Genomic DNA, 18,747 nt, shown 5'->3' on the forward strand with positions numbered 1-18,747 from the left:
CCTCCCAAAATAAATTCCATTTTGCACACGTTTTGTTAGACGAATAAAGCCATAAAAAAGTTGTCAAAAAAAGCAATATTTTTATCATTTTTTTGCAAAATACAAAAAAGCTGAGTTTTTCACTCAGCCTTTTGTATCATTTGAAACTTATTTTATTTTTATTCTTCAAATTCGAGTTCTTCTTGTGTCTCTTCAGCTTGCTGCTGCACTACTCCGTTATTATCCAAGCCGTAATGTTCGCGAATTTGCTCCTGGATCATCAGCATGATATCTTTATTTTCTTTCAGGAATTGTTTTGCATTTTCACGGCCTTGGCCAAGACGCTCTTCTTCATAAGAGTACCATGAACCGCTTTTTTGCACGATATCAAGTTCAGTTCCTAGATCAATGATTTCGCCTTCTTTTGAAATGCCTTCTCCGTACATAATGTCAACCTCGGCTGTACGGAACGGCGGAGCCACCTTGTTTTTCACGACTTTGATTTTCGTTTTGTTCCCCATTACGTCGTTGCCTTGTTTCAGCTGTTCAGCACGGCGCACTTCAAGACGCACAGAAGAATAGAATTTCAACGCACGGCCGCCAGGAGTTGTTTCCGGGTTCCCGAACATAACGCCGACTTTTTCACGAATTTGGTTAATGAAAATCGCGATTGTCTTCGATTTGTTAATGGCCCCTGAAAGCTTACGAAGCGCTTGAGACATTAAGCGTGCTTGTAAACCGACATGAGAATCTCCCATGTCGCCTTCAATTTCCGCTTTCGGAACGAGAGCGGCTACAGAGTCGACAACGACAATGTCAACTGCCCCGCTTCGAACCAATGCTTCCGCAATTTCAAGCGCCTGCTCGCCTGTGTCAGGCTGAGACAGTAAAAGCTCCTCGATGTTAACACCGAGCTTTTGCGCGTATACCGGATCTAACGCATGCTCCGCATCGATAAACGCGGCTTGTCCGCCCTGCTGCTGAACTTCAGCAATCGCATGAAGCGCCACAGTTGTTTTACCTGAGCTTTCAGGACCGTATACTTCAATAATCCGTCCGCGAGGATATCCGCCAATTCCCAGTGCTGTATCAAGAGCGAGGGAGCCGCTTGGTACAGTAGAAATTCTTGTATCTGTCTTTTCTCCCAGTTTCATAATGGAACCTTTGCCGAACTGTTTTTCTATTTGTTTAAGAGCCATATCTAAGGCTGCCTGACGATCACTCATTCTATTTTTTCCTCCTTTATGTTACCACTACATATACTATACCCTGTTTGAAGGGATTTGCCAAGAAAAAAGCGAACGCATATTCGGATTTTTTCTTGGCGTGATTCCTATCAAAATATCATAATGTATCAGAGAAATCATGTTTTCTTAGGAGGATAATGTGCTGAAAATATTATTTTTGCTCTAAAAGCTTTAAGATTAAATGGCAGCCGTATTTAGCGCCGCGTTTTCTGATTCCCGTTCTGGAGCCAGCAAAGTGAAACTCGTGAACCTCTTCTTTACCATTTGCGGAAATGCCGATAAACACATGCCCAGGCTCATGCCCTTCTTGAGCATCAGGTCCTGCTACACCAGTAAAGCTAATGCCGATATCGCTGCCAGTGAGTTTTTGAACACCCTTAGCCAGTTCGGATGCACACTCCTTGCTGACCGCCCCAAAACGATCTAATGTTTCCTTCTTGACACCAAGCACATTCTGCTTCACGTCGTTTGTATAGCAAACAACGCCCCCGGCAAATAATTTTGAGGCACCGCTATGATCCGTCAGCCATTCAGAAAACAGCCCTCCGGTAAAACTTTCTGCCGCAGAAATTGTAATGCCTTTTTCCTTGCACGCTATAGATAGCTCTTTTACAAGAGAAGTATCATCGTAACCATAGAAAAATTCACCGACACGCTCTAAGATAACGGCCTCTGTTTCTTTTAACAGACGCTCTGTTTCCTTTTCATCGGCGTGTTTGGCTGTCAGACGCAGCGTCACCTCTCCATCAGCCGCCAAAGGCGCAATTGTCGGATTGGTTTGCGCATCAATAATATCTTCCAAATCGGCTTCAAGCTGAGATTCACCGATACCGAAAAAGCGAAGAACGGTTGACACAATTTTTTCATTTGAACCCATCTTTTTCAGCAGAAGAGGCTTTGCCTCGTTTTCAAACATTGGACGCAATTCACTCGGCGGTCCAGGAAGAAGCATATAATAGCGCGATTCATGCTCTGTGAGCATTCCCGGGGCCATTCCAAAGTGATTCGCCAGCACGTCAGAACCTTCGATCACAAGCGCCTGTTTTCGGTTATTAGGTGACATCGTGCGTTTTGTTCGTTTGAAATAGTCCTCAATGGATTGGAATGCCTCATCATTTAACACAAGCGGACGTCCCAGCGTATTTGCAATCGTTTCTTTCGTCAGATCATCTTTTGTGGGTCCAAGCCCTCCTGAAAAAATAATGAAGTCAGAGCGTTCTTCAGCAATGCGGATGACCTGCTTCAGCCGCTCCGGGTTATCTCCGACCGCTGTATGATAAAATACGTTGACCCCGATTTCAGCGAGCTGTTTGCTGATAAATTGAGCATTTGTATTGGCGATTTGGCCAAGCAGCAGCTCTGAACCGACTGCAATTATTTCTGCTTTTTTTGGAAATTCCATGACGAAGTCCTTCTTTCTTAGTTAGATGTTTTTAACGCTTCCCAGTTTTTAGAGAAATATTCCCATCCTGAGACGACAGTAAAGAAGACGGCTACCCACAGTGCCAAGTCTGCAAACGGGAATGACACAAGTTCAAATGGAAGATTATGAAGAAGCAATGCGGATACCGCAATAATCTGTGCCCAGGTTTTGATTTTACCAAGCATGTTAGCAGCTACGACTTCTCCTGTTCCGGCTAAGACAAGCCTTAAACCTGTCACGGCAAACTCCCTGCTGATAATCACAATGACCATCCAAGCTGGAGCGAGATCAAATTGAACAAGGATAATTAACGCTGCGGATACCAGCAGTTTGTCCGCAAGCGGATCAAGAAATTTCCCGAAGTTTGTTACGAGATTCAATTTTCGGGCATAATACCCGTCCACCCAGTCTGTTGTAGATGCAATAATAAATAGAATGGCCCCCGCCAAATGTGCGACCGGGATCGATTCGTCTCCAACTTCGAGCCTGCCCCAGTCAAACGGCGCCAGCATGATAATCATGAAGATTGGGATTAATGCGATTCTAGCTAGTGTGATTTTATTTGGTAAGTTAAACATAAAGCCCCTCCAATTTCATACTCGGACGTGAAGAAAAGTCATCTGGTAATTAAGATGACTTTTCTTCCTTTTTATTTACAATCTTTATAGTTTGTGCCATCACTTTTTTCGGATCAAGTTCATATGAAAGAACCTTACCGTTGATTTTTATTTTCAGATTAGGTGCATATCCGGTGCGGATATCAACTTGTTTCTGATCAGTTATGTCTTTTTTATAGGTCTCGTCTTTTTTCAGCGTTCCTTCTTTTAAAGAGCTGCTGTTTTCATCGCGCACTCGAATCCAGGAGCTGTCTGATGCCTTCAGTTCCAGCTCGATTTTATCAGCGCCGGACACTTCATAAGTCGTTAACGATCCTTCAGTGCCAGCAGCTTTAATCTCCAGCTTATCACTGTCATTTTCTTTTTTCTTATCTTCGTTTTCTTTCGTTTCTTTTTTAGTGTCTGTCTCTTTTTCAGAGCTGTTATTTTGATTCTCTTTCAGCGTTGAATCTTTAGGGATTTCGTACTTGCTCTCACTTTGCGTAATTGCTTTTTCTGATGCCGCATTGTGATCATCACTGTTTTTGTGATTGGCAAACTGAATGATCGCGTACACAATGGCAATCACGACAATCACGCCGAGAATAACAAGTATCGTTGGCAGCAGCTCCAGCGCCTTAGATGCTGGCTTTGGCATTTCCTTTTGAAGATTCATGCCGGAGATCTTTTCAGACACATCGTCATGATACGTATTAGGGATATCTTTTTTATGCTCCTCAAACAGCTGATCCGCATCAAGCCCAACGGCTTCTGCATATTGCTTGATGAATGCCCGAACATAAAACTTCCCCGGAATAATGTCATAGTTTCCTTCCTCCAAGGCGGTTAAATACCTTTTTTGAATCTTTGTTGCCGCTTGGAGATCATCCAATGACATTGCTTTTTCCTCTCTGGCTTCTTTGAGCCGGATTCCTAGTTCAGTCACAACAAACACCTTCCAATTTTAAAAATCAAAGCTTGAAAACCCGGATTGATCAAACATTTGGGGTTCCTCGGCATGTTCATATGTAATAACCTCATCAGGGTCATTTCTCAGTTCAATAATATAATCAAAGTCATCTAGTGTATACTCTGTATTTTGAACGAATATGTCCGGATGCTCCACCACTTTTGTTGCAGGCAGCCGCATGATTTCTCGGACCAGCTGGAGATGGCGTTCCGATCCTCTTCGTGTTGACACAATTCCGTCAACGATAAAGACATTTTCAGTGCTGTATTCATCGGCAATCAGCTGGCTTCTTATGGTCTGCTTCAGCAAGGTTGATGACACAAACAGCCACCTTTTGCTTGCACACACACTAGAGGCTACAATCGATTCCGTTTTCCCGACACGCGGCATACCTCTGATTCCGATTAATTTATGGCCTTCTTTTTTGAACAATTCGGCCATAAAATCGACTAATAAGCCAAGCTCGTCCCGTTCAAAGCGGAACGTTTTCTTGTCATCGGCATCCCGTTGAATATAACGGCCGTGGCGTACGGCAAGTCGGTCGCGAAGCCTCGGTTCTCTAAGCTTCGTTACTTTAATTGTTTCCATCGTTTTTAAGATTGATTCTAATCGTTTAATTTGATCTATATGGCGGCACCTGAGGAGCATTCCCCTTCTGGAAAGATCGACGCCGTTTATCGTTACGATGTTGATAGAAAGCATCCCAAGAAGAGATGAAATATCCCCGAGCAGTCCGGGGCGGTTCACTTGAATTTCATATTCAAAATACCATTCGAGCTTTGCCAAATGATATACCCCCTTCATTGTGGCAAAATTTTACCTTCCTTTATCATAAAGCATTTTTCTCTAATTAGAAAGAAGAATGTTGCTGTGATGAGGAAAACATAAAAAAGAGAGGAAAAATCCCCTCTCTTCCTAGTGAGTGCTGTTATTTTCAACAAGCTTAACCATCATATTGGCAATGGCGTGCTGTTCATCTTTTGATGCTACACTCCAAAGATCTGCCAGCACTTTTTCCTGCTCGTTCTTAGATTCCACTTCATTAGCCAAGTAGCTGCCGATTTCTGTCGCAAGATCTGTAATCGTATCCTGGCTCATACCTTTATCTTGCGCATAGTTCAGACGGTCGCCAAGGAAGTTTTTCCAGCTATCCCAGTTTTCTAATACTGACATGCTTGTTTCCTCCATTTCATGTGAAGTTACAAGATTATTGTGTCCTTCACAAAAGAAACTATACACCGAATATTTTCGTGTCAGCAGTGCCAGCCGCCATTCACCGACAGAATTTGGCCGGTAATATATGACGCTTTTTCAGACAGGAGAAAAGCTGTTGCATCAGCAATTTCTTGCGGCCGGGCCAGCCGGCCGATCGGAATCTCATCAGCGATCTCTTCTTTTTCAGCCGCGGTGAATTGATTCATCATATTTGTATCAACTGCACCTGGCGCTACTGCGTTTACTCTGATTCCGCTTGGCGCCAGCTCCTTAGCCAATCCTTTTACAAATGAATGCTGAGCTCCTTTTGCCATGCTGTACAGTACTTCACAGGATGCTCCAGTCTCTCCCCAAATCGAGCTGACAGCCACAATCGCTCCCGATTTATTCCGAATCATGCCTGGCAGAAGGTTTCTCGTCAGCATATACGGACTCGCCACATGAAGCTGAACCATTTCCTGGACTGTTGCGTTATCTACATCCGTAATCAGCCCAAAATGGCTTCTTCCACTGTTTAAAACAATCGCATCAATCGGCTGAACAATTGAACTTGTCAGCTTATCTGCTCCATCTTGCGCGGACAGATCAGCTTGTAATATCTCCGCATTTACGCCAAACATCTGACTTAGTTTTTCAGCAAGCTCCGCTGCCGCGTATTGATTTGTATTGTAATGCAGCAGCAGATTGTATCCCTTAGCCGCAAGGGTTTCGCTGATGCTTTTGCCAATGCCGCCGCTTGCTCCGGTGATTAGTGCTGTTTTGTTCATCCTCTTTCCTTCTTTCCGCAGAAAAACACCCCTCACACTGGAGGGATGTTTTGTTTATGATTTAGGAACAACCTTGCAGACAGTCAGTCTGTCTGCAGCAATTTCCTCTTGTATTACGTTCTGGACATCCTCGAGGGTAATCTGCTCGAGTACCGTTACAACGTCAAACAGGCTCATATCCAAGAACGCATAACGGGTAAATTGATTGGCGATGTATTCAGGGGAATTCAGCGCTTTTAAGAATGTGCCGATCTTTTTCTTTCTGGCAAGTTCAATCTTTTCAGCAGTAATCAGTTCACCGGCGCGCAAAAGCATGCTTGAAATGTCTTCAGCTAACTGATCAGGCTCAGGCGTATCTCCGCCGATCGCCGCAAAACCAAACCCATATTCAGCAGTAAAATCAAAGCTAAACGTTTCGTCAATATATCCTTTTTCATAAAGTGATTCATACTGGGCAGAGCTTTTGCCAAAAAGAGCTTCAAGCAATAAGTTCATTGAAAGTTCATGCTTTAAGAGCTCTTTGCCTAATTTAAACGGATTTTTGGATTTCAGCCCAACAAGGCATTTCGGTCCCTGCACGTTCATTTTGATCTCTTTTTCTTTTCGGAAAACCGCTTCTTGCTCTTTCACTTCTTCCCGTTTGATCTCCGGCTGATCAGTATACGGCTTTTTCCCCTGGTTTTCTCTTACCTGAGAAATAATCGCTTCAGGATCTACAGGTCCGACAATGAAAAGGAGCATGTTACTCGGGTGATAAAACGTTTCATAGCATTCATAAAGAAGGTCTTTTGTAATATGTGAAATGCTTTCCACTGTTCCCGCTATGTCAATTCTGACAGGATGCTCTTTGTACATGTTTTCAATGACCCCGAAGTAAAGCCTCCAATCAGGGTTATCGTCGTACATATTAATCTCCTGCCCGATAATCCCTTTTTCCTTTTCAACCGTTTTTTCAGTAAAATATGGGTCCTGTACGAAATCGATAAGCGTCTCTAAATTGCGGTCAACATTTGATGTGCTTGAGAAAAGGTAAGCCGTTCTTGTAAATGACGTAAACGCATTGGCAGAAGCCCCCTGTTTGCTGAAATCTTGAAAAACGTCTCCGTCCGCTTTCTCAAACAGCTTGTGCTCAAGAAAGTGAGCAATCCCGTCCGGCACGTGAACCATCTCGTTTTTACCTAAAGGGACAAACCGGTTATCTATCGAGCCGTACTTTGTTGTAAAGACCGCATATGTCTTGTTGAATCCTTTTTTCGGCAAAACGTAAACATCAAGGCCGTTGGACATTTTTTCATGATACAGCGTCTCCTGAAGCTGTTCATATTCGATTGGTTTGATCAAGATGCACCCTCCGTCCCTTTTAAGAAATAAGTCGTATCAAGCTGAATCTTTTCGCCGGCTTTAATGATATCCTCTTTTGTGACATTCTCAATATTGGCAAGAAAGTCTTCGATAGGAATCTCGACTTGAGCAGCAGCCTGCTGATATAAAAATTCAGATAAACCGTATGCTGTATCAATCGTTTCCAGCACTTGATTTCGAATGACGGCCTTTGTCTGTGCTATATCCTGCTCACTGAAATCGCCATTTTTCATTGCCTGGAATTGCTCAGCAATAATCGAAACCGCCTGTTCATAATTTTTCACTTCAATGCCAGACATCACCATTAACAAGCCTTTAAAACTTTCTATACGCGAAGCCGCGTAGTAAGCAAGACTGGCTTTTTCCCGAACATTAATGAAAAGTTTAGAATGAGAGAATCCGCCGAACAATCCGTTAAACACTTGTAAAGCAGGATAATCCTGATCTGTATAAGTGATGCTGGTGCGGTAGCCGATATTCAGTTTTCCTTGCTTGACATCCTCTTCATCAATTACTTCTTTTGGCTGAACTTTTTCATCAGCGTGATTGTTTTCAATCGTGCCAAGAGTGCGCTCTTCTGTTTTGAAATACTTATCAATTGCCGAATGTACCTGGTTACTGTCCACATCGCCAACTACATATAAATCAAGCTGGTCTTTTTGGATAGCGCTTTGGTATGTTTCGTATAATTGCTCTGCCGTAATGTCATCGACATCGTCGATTTCACCATTGACATGAAGCGCGTAAGGCTCATTTTTGCACATTTCCTGTATCAGCCTTAAATTCGAATAGCGCATTTTATCATCATAGACGGCTTGGATTCTTTGCTTAAGCGTCCGTTTTTCTTGAGCCACATATTGTGACTGAAAAGCGTCTCCCTCCAAAGCAGGTGAAAAGACGATTTCTGCAAGAAGCTGGAGCCCTTTCTCAAGTAGCGGCGTTTGGTCTTTTAAATATTTTTCATTTGGGATTTCAAGCATGAACGTAATGACGTGCCGCTCTCCTTTTTTCGTAAGATCAGCGGATACTGACGTGCCGTACAGCTCATCCAGGTATGAACGCAATTCTGCGGTTTTCGGATGGCTTTTCGTTCCGCGAAGAAGCACATGCGGGAGCAGCGCTCTTTTGGTGACTTGATCCTTTGTCAGCGGCGCAAGCATCTTAAAAATAAGCGAGACGGTTTTGAATTTTTCTGTTTTTACAATGTGTGCGGTTAAACCGCCGTGCTTTGATTTGAGTTCATTAACATATGACATATGGAACCTCCTTCGTTCATTTCTTAATTAGTATGTATTATGACCAATTTTCAGCATTCGCAGAAACACTCTTTCATGTAATTATAGCAACTGTAGGATTTATAAGGAAACAATAACCTCCGCATGCTGTATAGGTACAGTTGTAAACTGTGCAAGAAAGCGCAAAAAAAGACGGCTGGCTAGACCGTCCCTAAGTTTTTTTCTTCTTCTTCACTTTTTTTAGCATCTACAGTAAAGAGCACTAAAAATAAAGAAACGATGCTGCAAAACGCCGAGAGTATGAAAATAATCCAGTTTGCATTAGACATTAATGCAGCAAAAACAGGTGGACCGAGAGCTACTCCTATAAAGCGCATGCTATTGTAGAAGGAGGAAATGGTTCCGCATTGTTCACTTTCAATCCCTTCGGTTATCAATGCATCTAAAGCAGGAAGAGCCATTCCAATCCCAATCCCGCCAAAGCTTAAAAAGACAAATAAAAAATAAAAACTGTGGTTCCACCACAAGGCAATAAACGAAAGGGTTAACAGAATCATTCCTGTAACAACGCAAAATTTCATTCGGCCTTTATCTTTACCGATCTTTTTGCCAGCTATAAAAGAACTGGTTGACAAAAACAAAAGTGGGATTGCCAGTAATCCGCCTTTAGCTACTCCGTCAATGGCATACTTGTTCTCCAGCGTATCTGATAAATAAAATAATACGCCAAATAACAAAAACATAATGACACACCCGATAATGAAGACCGTATAAAGCCAGCGACCATCCTGTTTAAAAATTTTCTTCACACTCTTAATAAACTCAGAAACAGCAGGCGCATCTTCATCTTCTTCAGGCTTGGCCACCAAAAACAATACGAGCAAAAAGCTGATCAAACAGAAAAACGGAATAAACCAAAACGGTACAAACCAATACCAAGAAGCCAGTAAGGCTCCAAGTATGGGACTCAGTACCTTCCCTGACGTGTTGGCGGTTTCAATATCGCCAAGACCAGCGCTGACCTTTTCATCGTCTCCTTTAAACAAGTCGCCGATAAACGGCATGACGATCGGAGCGGCACCTGCAGAACCAATGCCTTGAAGAACCCGCCCCGCCAAGATCATAGCATAAGGATTTTTCATATAGGTCGAGGCAAAAGCAGCTACCGCTCCCCCCAATCCTGCAATGAGGAGGCATGGAAGCAATATTTTTTTTCTCCCGAAACGATCCGACAAATATCCGGCAATCGGAATGCAAATAATTGCTACTACTGAATATACAGTAATGATTAAAGACACTTGAAATGAAGTCACAGACAGCTTTTTCTCCATCATCGGAAGAACAGGAATCAGCATGGAGTTCCCGAGTGTCATCACAAGCGGGACGGAAGACAATGCAATAATATTTTTCATTCCATTTTTCTCTCTCAACATTTTCACCCATTCACTTTCTTGTCATCCCTTATATATTGCGTTAACCGGAATGAAAGTATGTACAAAGAAACATGAATCAGTGCAAATAAAAAAACAGACACATACAGGCGTCCGTTTTTAGAATCGTTTACGCAAAACATGAAATCTGAATTTATCTGCTCTAAAATAATTTAAAGAATAAAGCACCGGTTTATCGTGCTGATCGTAATGGGTTTGTTTTAACAGCAAAAGAGCTGTTTCCGGATCGCATTCAAGTACTGGAGAAATGGTATCGTGATAACCGATCGGTTCTATATCAGTTACTGCATAGCTGATTACGGAGCCTGAATTTTTCTCAAGCAGGTCAAACATAGATTCTTGCTGATGAGAAAAAGAATTCGGCAAAATATTCATCGGAATTTTGTCTATACAATACACAATCGGCTGTCCGTCAGCTGTCCTGACTCGTTCAAGGTAAAAAAGTTCTTGCCCTTCTGCCAAATGAAATCTCTTCGTATCATCTTCAGACGGCATAAGCACTTGTGATGATAGAAAAATCGTGCCAGGGGTCATATTCGCCTGTTCTATCATCTTGGTTACACTGTTCAGCTGTTCAATGCCCGAAAGAAATAACGGCTTAGAATGGACAAAAGTGCCTACACCATGCCTTCTGATAATCACATGCTCTTCTTCCAGTATCCGCAAGGCTTCTCTTAGCGTTGCTCTGCTGACACCAAGCTTTTTGGAAAGCTCAAATTCAGAAGGCAGCTTTTCCTTCTCAGTGTAGATCCCATTTTTTATATCCTCTTTAATTCGTTCAATTACTTTCAAATACAAGTGCCGATTATCAGCTTTTGTAGACATGTTTCCCCTCCGTAAACCACTTTCGATAAAAATTATTGAACAATTGGGACAACTATATCATGTTTTGTCGAAAAAATAAATAGAAAGGTGACCAGTTTACATAATGTTATTATTGACAACTATAGAAAGCGGAACTCCCTTCATTAAGAAGAGAGCTCATCATATTTCTCTTTTGATAATAATACTTCCCTAGGTTTGCTGCCTTCATACGGTCCGACAACACCGCGTTCTTCCATTGCGTCAATCAGGCGCGCCGCTCTCGTATAGCCGATTCTGAATCTTCTTTGCAGCATTGAAACAGATGCCGTCTGCATGCCGACGATTAATTCAACAGCTTCATCATAAAGTTCATCAGTAACCTCGGAATGAGTTTCCGTTGTCTCCTCAGGAATCATTTCTTCTTGATATTGCGCTTTCTGCTGCGTAATCACATGGTCGACGACCTTCTCCACTTCGTCATCCGACAAAAATGCTCCCTGCACACGGACAGGTTTATTAGCCCCTACAGGTAAAAACAGCATATCGCCGCGGCCAAGAAGCTTCTCAGCGCCACCCATGTCAAGAATGGTCCTTGAATCCGTCTGTGAAGATACGCTGAACGCGATTCGTGACGGAATGTTCGCTTTGATCACCCCTGTGATAACATCCACCGATGGCCGCTGTGTCGCAATAATAAGATGGATGCCAGCAGCCCGCGCCATTTGGGACAATCTCGTAATCGAATCTTCCACATCAGATGAAGCGACCATCATGAGATCGGCAAGCTCGTCCACAATGACAACAATATAGGGCAGCTCTGGCTGTTTCGCTCCTTCTTCATTGTTGGCGCGTTTTATATAATCATTGTATCCTTCAATATTTCGTGTACCCGTATGAGAAAATAATTCGTACCGTCGCTCCATTTCATTGACAACCTTTTTCAAAGCCTGCGACGCTTTTTTCGGATCGGTTACAACCGGAGCAAGCAAATGCGGAATCCCGTTGTAGACATTTAGCTCTACCATTTTAGGATCGATCATCATCATTTTCACTTCATGCGGTTTCGCGCGCATTAAAATACTTGTAATAATGCCGTTGACACAGACACTTTTCCCGCTACCGGTTGCGCCTGCGACCAAAAGGTGGGGCATCTTGTTTAACTCAGCCAATACAGCTTCACCTGAAATATTGCGGCCGAGTCCAATTAACAGCTTCGCATCCGGTCTGTCATTCAATTTAGACTCCAGCACTTCCTTCAGCGAAACCATTGCCACTTCTGCGTTTGGAACTTCAATTCCGATTGCTGATTTGCCTGGTATAGGCGCTTCGATCCTGATATCCTTCGCAGCAAGCGCAAGCGCTAAATCATCGCTTAAATTGACAATTTTGCTAACCTTCACTCCGACATCAGGATATACTTCATATTTTGTTACGGCCGGTCCGAGATGAACCTGTGTGACTTTCGCCTTTACGCCAAAGCTTTGGAATGTGCGTTCAAGCTTTCTGGCATTTTCATAAATATTCTTTTTATCAGCCTGCTGGCCGGTATGCTTCGGATCTGCCAGCAAATCCAGTGACGGCATCTCGTAATCCTTATTTTCGAGCTCTGTAAAGGTCATAGGAGGAGCAGAAACAGTTTCCTGATCACCTGTCTCCGGTTGGATGTCCTGAAGCGGCTTCGACACAGGTTCGGCGCGCTTTTCTATAACTGGAGACTCTTCCTCTTCATTACGATCAGAAAAGCTTGAGATAATCGGCTCTGAATGAATAAGAGGCGATACTGTTTCATAATCCCCCTCTTCATTAGGAGGCTCCGGTTCCATTTGCTGTTTTTTGCGGGCCGGTTTTTGTTTTTTGCTCGGCGCTTTCGTTTTTTTCGATGACTGCATATTTGATTTGAAGGATTTCATATCATCAATAAATGCTAACCATTGTTCTTTTATAAAACGTCCAATCGGGCTCATCCACTTTTTTAGCGTTTCTTGTAGCGAGCGTCCTGTTACTAAAATCATTCCGATCAAAATCATGACAATCGCCATGATCTGAGAACCAGTCGACGCAAACAAAAAGTGTGAAGCCGCAAACAGCAGCGCACCGATCATCCCTCCGCCTAAATCAGGTGAAGCAGAGCTGCCATTCATGTCCATTAAAAACAATTCCCACGTATTGCGCACCACGCTTGCAGACTCAATAGACCCTTTGTGCGTCAAATTTTTAAATAGCTGCACGTGAGAAAGCAGCAATATGCTTGCGATGATACAGTACAACCCGGCCTTTCGTCTCGTTAAAAGGCTTGGGGTTTTTTTCTTCCAAAACAGTGAGACTCCTAACACCAATAAACCTAACAAGCATAAAATAAACCACTCTCCAGCAAAAAAGCGGAACAAATAGATAAACGTTTGCCCGACTACCCCCAGCTGCAAGATTGCGATAATTGAAATGGCTATACACAGCAATCCGTTGAGCTCGTATTTTATATTTAGCTGTTTCGCCTGTTTTTTTCTTGATTTTCGTTTTTTCTTTGCCACACTCATCACCTTACTGCGTTAAAAAATGTAAGTTCATACATAATGAAGAAAGCAGCCGTTTACAGGCTGCGTTTTTTCTGTAGGATTCCCCTATTATAGCATATTTTGCCCTTAAAAAAGGGTTGGATTCTTATACGTTTAATTTCAGCTTTTGTCCGGGTGAAATGTCCGGATGCAGAAAATGCATTGGATTGGTGCTCATGATTTGAATGACTTCCGCTTCATTCCCTTTCATTTCGACTAGAAGCGGTACACCTTTATATTCAATTTGCTCATGTGCGCTTGTCTCTTGGTTCTGTTCTGCAAACACAATTTCCTGCGGCATCACGGTATAAAGAATCATTGAATCATCCGTCCTTCTTCTTTCCTTGCTTCGTCGATGAGCTCATTCAGTTTATTGATTGCCTGTCCGACACCGCCTGCGTGATCGATCAATCCGTATTTAACTGCATCCTTACCGACTACATTTGTTCCGATATCGCGTGTTAAGTTTCCTTTTGAAAACATTAGCTCTTTAAATTTCTCTTCGGTTATATTGGAATGGCTTGTCACAAATTTAACAACTCTTTCTTGCATCTTATCCAGGTATTCAAACGTTTGCGGCACCCCGATGACCAGCCCGGTGAGCCTAACTGGATGAATCGTCATCGTTGCTGTTTCGGCGATATAGCTGTAATCACAGGATACAGCAATCGGAACGCCGATGGAATGCCCCCCGCCAAGCACGATAGAAACGGTCGGTTTCGATAAAGATGCAAGCATTTCCGCTATTGCAAGACCAGCTTCAACATCTCCTCCGACAGTATTTAATATGATCAGCAAGCCTTCAATTTTGGGATTTTGTTCAATTGCCACAATCTGCGGGATGACATGTTCATATTTTGTTGTTTTGTTTTGCGGAGGAAGCTGAACATGGCCTTCAATTTGTCCGATAATGGTCAGACAATGAATATTTGTATCTTGGGGCAGCTGCGGAAGCGTCGTTTCACCAAGCTGCTGTATTTTATTCATAATGCTGTCCTTCGCATCATTTTTTTCAGGACGCTCTTCTTCTGTGTTTTCCATACGATGATCCATCTCGCTTTCATCCTTTCCGAGTTTCTCTTTGTATTATGAACAAAGATACTTCATTCAATCCCGGCTTGAAGGACAAAAAATAAAGACCGGAGCAGCTCCGGTCTTTAGTCAGTCATTATACTTCCATAATAATTGGGATGATCATCGGTTTACGTTTCGTTTTTTCATAAAGGAATTGGTTCAAAGCATCCCGCATTGCCTGCTTCAGCGTTGACCATTCGACATTTGATGTTTCAGTCGCTTCTGTCACGATGGACCGGACGAGCTCAGTAGCCTGTACGATTAGACCTTCAGACTCTCTTACATAAACAAAGCCGCGAGTGATAATTTCTGGTCCTGATACAAGATGTTTCTTTTGTTTATCAAGTGTAATGACAACGATTAAAATTCCGTCCTGTGAAAGCAAGCGGCGGTCTCTCAATACGATATTGCCGATATCACCGACACCTAAACCATCAATTAAAATATTGCCGTAAGGAACTTTATCCCCAATTTTTACGTTTTGGCCGCGGAATTCAACGACGTCTCCTTTTTCAATTAAGAAGATGTCACTGCGCTTCATGCCGGTTTCTTCAGCGATTTTTGAATGAGCTTTTTGCATTCTGTATTCGCCGTTTACAGGAATCAAATATTTTGGTTTAAGCAGGTTGATCATCAGCTTTAACTCTTCTTGTGAGCCGTGGCCTGATACATGAACACGCTTTTGGGCAAAGATGACTTGTGCACCGGCTCTCGCAAGAAGATCTACTGTTTTAGAGTAAATGAGTTCCTGCCCGGGAATCGGAGTTGACGCAATGACCACCGTATCCCCTTCTTCAATGTTCAGCTGTTTGTGAGCTTTGTTTGCCATTCTTGTCAAAGCAGCTAATGGTTCACCTTGGCTTCCGGCTGTAATAATGGCCACTTCGCGCTTCGGATATTTTTTGACATCCTGTACAGAAATAAACAATTCATCATCTGCTTCAATGTATCCTAACTTTCTCGCCAGCTGCAGGACAGATTGAAGATTTTTTCCGGCTACGGCAATCTTTCTGCCATTTTGAGCCGCTGCATGAATGACTTGCTGAATCCGGTTAATATTGGATGCGAAAACAGCAATAATCACCCGGTTCTGTGAATTATACAGCGCATCCGAAATTTCTCCGCTGACAGCCGCTTCCGAAGGGGTGTAACCCGGCCGTTCCGCATTTGCACTGTCAGAAAGCAGAGCGAGCACGCCGCTATTGCCGATCTTGGCGATCTCGCCAATGTCGCACGTCTGATTAAGTGCAGGTGTTTGGTCAAATTTGAAGTCTCCCGTGCATACAATAGATCCAAGTGATGTTTTAAAGCTCACACCTACAGAATCAGGAATGCTGTGAATCGTTCTAAAGAACGATACTTTTGTTGATTCAAATGTAATGACAGATTTTGAGTGAATTTCTCTTAAATCAGTTTTTCGGTTATGTCCGTATTGTTTTAATTTCTCTCTTAACAGTGCAAGCGTCAGTTTTGTTCCGTACACTGGAACGGACAGCTTGTTTAATAAGTAAAAAACGCCGCCGATATTTTCATCGTGCCCGTGCGTTAAAAAGATTGCCTTGACGCGGTCAGCCCGTTCAATCAAATATGATATGTCAGGAATCACTACATCAATACCGAGCATTTCGTTTTCTGGATGCATAAGGCCGGCATCAACGACAAATATGTCTGAGTCAATTTCAATGACATAAAGGTTCTTCCCAATCTCTCCGACACCGCCAAGGGCGATAATTCTAACGTTTTCTGTATTTTTCTTTTTCAAAATCTATATCCTCCTAGTCTCATACCCGTCCATCATCACTTGTTCCTATTATAACTGAAAGTAAATTTAGAAAACAAGATAAAGCAGAAGGTTTAGGGAAAACCAATATGTAAAAGAAACGGTCAAACTCAGCTGAATGTGAGAATGACCGCGTTTGTTTCACTGTATGAAATTTTCTTACAGTTCGCTGATCGTGCTGCTTAAGCTCAGACGTTCATCCTCAGTTAACGGGACTAGAGGCAGACGCACAGAACCGACATCAAGACCTCTCAGCTGAAGCGCTGTTTTGACTGGAGCAGGATTAGGCGCTTTAAACAGTTCCTTCATAATCGGCAGCAGTTTCTGATGGATCAGTGCCGCATTAGCTGTTTGCCCATTCGTATAATTTTTGATCATTTGCTGCATATCAGAGCCTGCAATATGGCTCGCCACTGATACAACTCCTCTTCCTCCAACTGAAAGAATAGGAAGCGTCAGAGCGTCATCCCCTGAATAGACATAGAAGTCTTCCGGTGTTTCAGCAATAATTTTTGTAATCGCTTCGAGGTCTCCGCTTGCTTCTTTAATCGCAACCACATTCGGAATGTCCGCCGCCAAACGGATCGTCGTTTCAGGAGCAAGAGAAGCAACCGTACGGCCAGGAACATTATAGAGCATAACCGGAAGAGATGTCTCTGCCGCAATTGCTTTAAAATGCTGGTACATTCCTTCTTGAGAAGGTTTATTGTAATACGGGGTAACAAGCATAACAGCGTCCACGCCCGCTTCCTCAGCTTTTTTTGTCAGCTTAATGGAATCTTTCGTGTTGTTGCTTCCAGTACCAGCGATAACGGGCACCCGTCCGTTTACTTCTTTTACCGTATATTCAAAAAGCGCAATTTTTTCTTCAGTTGAAAGGGTCGGAGATTCTCCAGTTGTTCCCGCTACTACTAAAGAATCCGTTCCGTTTTTCAACAAGTAATCAATCAGTGTAGACAGTTTTTGAAAGTCTACGTTCCCTTTATTGTCAAAGGGTGTAATCATCGCTGTAGACACATTTCCGAAATTCATTTTATTCACCTCATCATGATTCAATCACATTTACTTCGAAAGTTCAAACACTTCATGCAAAGCGTTTACAGCAGGAACCATATCCGCTTCATGGACGAGCACCCATATCGTCGTATGGCTGTCAGCCGACTGAAGGATCGGAATTTCTTTTTCTGAAAGAGCCGATACAATTTTGGACGTAACACCGGGAACACCCATAATGCCCGCGCCGACCGCCGATACCTTCGCGCAGTTTCTCGTCACCATTGGATCATAGCCCATATCCATTAAAATACGCTGAGCTGTTTCTGTTTTATTTCCGGCTACCGTATAGACGATTTCACTAGGTGTAATGTTAAAGAAATCGACACTGATTCCAGCGTTTGCCATAGCCTTGAACACTTCAGTCTGAACGTTATACTGGCCGATTTTCGCAGGCACTTTGAACTGCGTGACATCTTTGACATGGGCGATTCCCGTAATCAGCCTTTCAAAAACATCACTGCCGACCTTGGAAGAGTGATGTGATGTCACCAATGTACCTTTATCATTCGAATAAGTCGAACGGACGCGGATCGGAACCTTGGCCTGCATTGCGATTTCCACAGCACGCGGATGAATGACCTTGGCCCCCTGATACGCCAGGTTGCAGATTTCTGTATACGTCACAACAGGAAGCGGTTTTGCATTTTCCACCACTCTTGGGTCAGCAGTCATCACGCCTTCTACATCGGTGAAAATATCGATGTATTCCGCATCAACAGCTGCTCCGAGTGCGGCTGCAGACGTATCGCTGCCCCCTCTGCCGATTGTAGTTGTATCACCCTTTTCAGTTGCGCCCTGGAAGCCTGCGACGACTACCGCATCATGATTGGCGAGCACACTGAATAAACGCTCCGGTTTCATTTCAATGATTTTCGCATTGGTATGCTGATCATTCGTTAAAAAGCCAGCCTGAGCCCCTGTCAGCGCAGCTGCTTTCACACCGTTATCAAGCAGCATGCTTGTAAAGACGACAGAGGAAATAGTCTCTCCGCAAGATAAAAGCAAATCCTGTTCCCTAGGAGAAATCGCTGACTGATCGCCGTAAAGCAGCCCGAGCAAAGAATCTGTTGCATACGGGTCTCCTTTTCGGCCCATCGCTGAAACGACAACGACAACCTTATATCCTTCACTGATTGCTTCTTTAATATGCCCTAAAGCCAGTTTGCGGCCTTTATCATCTTTTACTGATGTTCCGCCGAACTTTTGAACAATTATCTTCACTGTTTTCACTCCAAA

Annotated in this window: 17 protein-coding genes; all 17 read right to left on the minus strand. The window is 43.2% G+C overall.

What is annotated here, in order from left to right:
* Positions 1-158: 158 nt before the first annotated feature.
* On the minus strand, positions 159-1,205 hold the full coding sequence (gene recA, locus NYE22_RS13195) for a recombinase RecA (protein WP_003245789.1): 1,047 nt from the start codon (positions 1,203-1,205) through the stop codon (positions 159-161).
* A 172-nt stretch (positions 1,206-1,377) separates the two neighbouring features.
* The gene (locus tag NYE22_RS13200; protein WP_003231847.1) at positions 1,378-2,628 is read right to left on the minus strand and encodes a competence/damage-inducible protein A; all 1,251 of its coding nucleotides are present in this window, start codon (positions 2,626-2,628) and stop codon (positions 1,378-1,380) included.
* Between the two features lie 17 nt (positions 2,629-2,645).
* Positions 2,646-3,227 carry a CDP-diacylglycerol--glycerol-3-phosphate 3-phosphatidyltransferase gene (gene pgsA / locus NYE22_RS13205; RefSeq protein WP_003244753.1) on the minus strand — a complete coding sequence of 194 codons (582 nt, stop codon included), beginning with the start codon at positions 3,225-3,227 and terminating at the stop codon, positions 2,646-2,648.
* A gap of 49 nt (positions 3,228-3,276) precedes the next feature.
* Positions 3,277-4,143 (minus strand): cell shape determination protein RodZ, encoded by an 867-nt coding sequence (rodZ, locus tag NYE22_RS13210; RefSeq protein WP_014476837.1) that lies wholly within the window; start codon positions 4,141-4,143, stop codon positions 3,277-3,279.
* Between the two features lie 66 nt (positions 4,144-4,209).
* Positions 4,210-5,001: a YmfK family protein gene (locus tag NYE22_RS13215; protein WP_003220998.1), complete on the minus strand. Its 792-nt coding sequence runs from the start codon at positions 4,999-5,001 to the stop codon at positions 4,210-4,212.
* Between the two features lie 129 nt (positions 5,002-5,130).
* Positions 5,131-5,388 carry a DUF3243 domain-containing protein gene (locus NYE22_RS13220; protein ID WP_003245199.1) on the minus strand — a complete coding sequence of 86 codons (258 nt, stop codon included), beginning with the start codon at positions 5,386-5,388 and terminating at the stop codon, positions 5,131-5,133.
* An 80-nt stretch (positions 5,389-5,468) separates the two neighbouring features.
* The gene (efpI, locus tag NYE22_RS13225) at positions 5,469-6,197 is read right to left on the minus strand and encodes an EF-P-5 aminopentanone reductase (RefSeq protein WP_038828260.1); all 729 of its coding nucleotides are present in this window, start codon (positions 6,195-6,197) and stop codon (positions 5,469-5,471) included.
* A 54-nt stretch (positions 6,198-6,251) separates the two neighbouring features.
* Positions 6,252-7,538 carry a pitrilysin family protein gene (locus NYE22_RS13230; protein WP_070548981.1) on the minus strand — a complete coding sequence of 429 codons (1,287 nt, stop codon included), beginning with the start codon at positions 7,536-7,538 and terminating at the stop codon, positions 6,252-6,254.
* Positions 7,535-8,815 carry a pitrilysin family protein gene (locus NYE22_RS13235; protein WP_342411909.1) on the minus strand — a complete coding sequence of 427 codons (1,281 nt, stop codon included), beginning with the start codon at positions 8,813-8,815 and terminating at the stop codon, positions 7,535-7,537. The genes NYE22_RS13230 and NYE22_RS13235 overlap by 4 nt, the downstream gene beginning before the upstream one ends.
* A 179-nt stretch (positions 8,816-8,994) precedes the next feature.
* Positions 8,995-10,206 (minus strand): bacillibactin exporter BcbE, encoded by a 1,212-nt coding sequence (gene bcbE, locus NYE22_RS13240; RefSeq protein WP_031600514.1) that lies wholly within the window; start codon positions 10,204-10,206, stop codon positions 8,995-8,997.
* A 138-nt stretch (positions 10,207-10,344) separates the two neighbouring features.
* Positions 10,345-11,070 (minus strand): GntR family transcriptional regulator, encoded by a 726-nt coding sequence (locus tag NYE22_RS13245; protein WP_003245732.1) that lies wholly within the window; start codon positions 11,068-11,070, stop codon positions 10,345-10,347.
* Between the two features lie 143 nt (positions 11,071-11,213).
* On the minus strand, positions 11,214-13,577 hold the full coding sequence (spoIIIE, locus tag NYE22_RS13250) for a DNA translocase SpoIIIE (RefSeq protein ID WP_041850823.1): 2,364 nt from the start codon (positions 13,575-13,577) through the stop codon (positions 11,214-11,216).
* Positions 13,578-13,707: 130 nt separating this feature from the next.
* A complete protein-coding gene (gene tepJ / locus NYE22_RS13255) occupies positions 13,708-13,920 on the minus strand; it encodes a TepA modulator TepJ (RefSeq protein WP_003231871.1) in 213 nt (70 codons plus the stop codon).
* On the minus strand, positions 13,917-14,654 hold the full coding sequence (gene tepA, locus NYE22_RS13260) for a translocation-enhancing protein TepA (protein ID WP_003245712.1): 738 nt from the start codon (positions 14,652-14,654) through the stop codon (positions 13,917-13,919). The genes tepJ and tepA overlap by 4 nt, the downstream gene beginning before the upstream one ends.
* Positions 14,655-14,769: 115 nt before the next feature.
* Positions 14,770-16,437 (minus strand): ribonuclease J2, encoded by a 1,668-nt coding sequence (gene rnjB, locus NYE22_RS13265; RefSeq protein WP_003231875.1) that lies wholly within the window; start codon positions 16,435-16,437, stop codon positions 14,770-14,772.
* A gap of 177 nt (positions 16,438-16,614) precedes the next feature.
* Positions 16,615-17,487 (minus strand): 4-hydroxy-tetrahydrodipicolinate synthase, encoded by an 873-nt coding sequence (gene dapA, locus NYE22_RS13270; RefSeq protein ID WP_014476832.1) that lies wholly within the window; start codon positions 17,485-17,487, stop codon positions 16,615-16,617.
* A gap of 30 nt (positions 17,488-17,517) precedes the next feature.
* A complete protein-coding gene (dapG, locus tag NYE22_RS13275) occupies positions 17,518-18,732 on the minus strand; it encodes an aspartate kinase (RefSeq protein WP_015483233.1) in 1,215 nt (404 codons plus the stop codon).
* Positions 18,733-18,747 lie beyond the last annotated feature (15 nt).

Origin of the sequence: Bacillus sp. FSL K6-1560, from assembly GCF_038592935.1 — a bacterium.
In the GTDB taxonomy this organism is placed as follows: Bacteria; Bacillota; Bacilli; order Bacillales; family Bacillaceae; genus Bacillus; species Bacillus subtilis.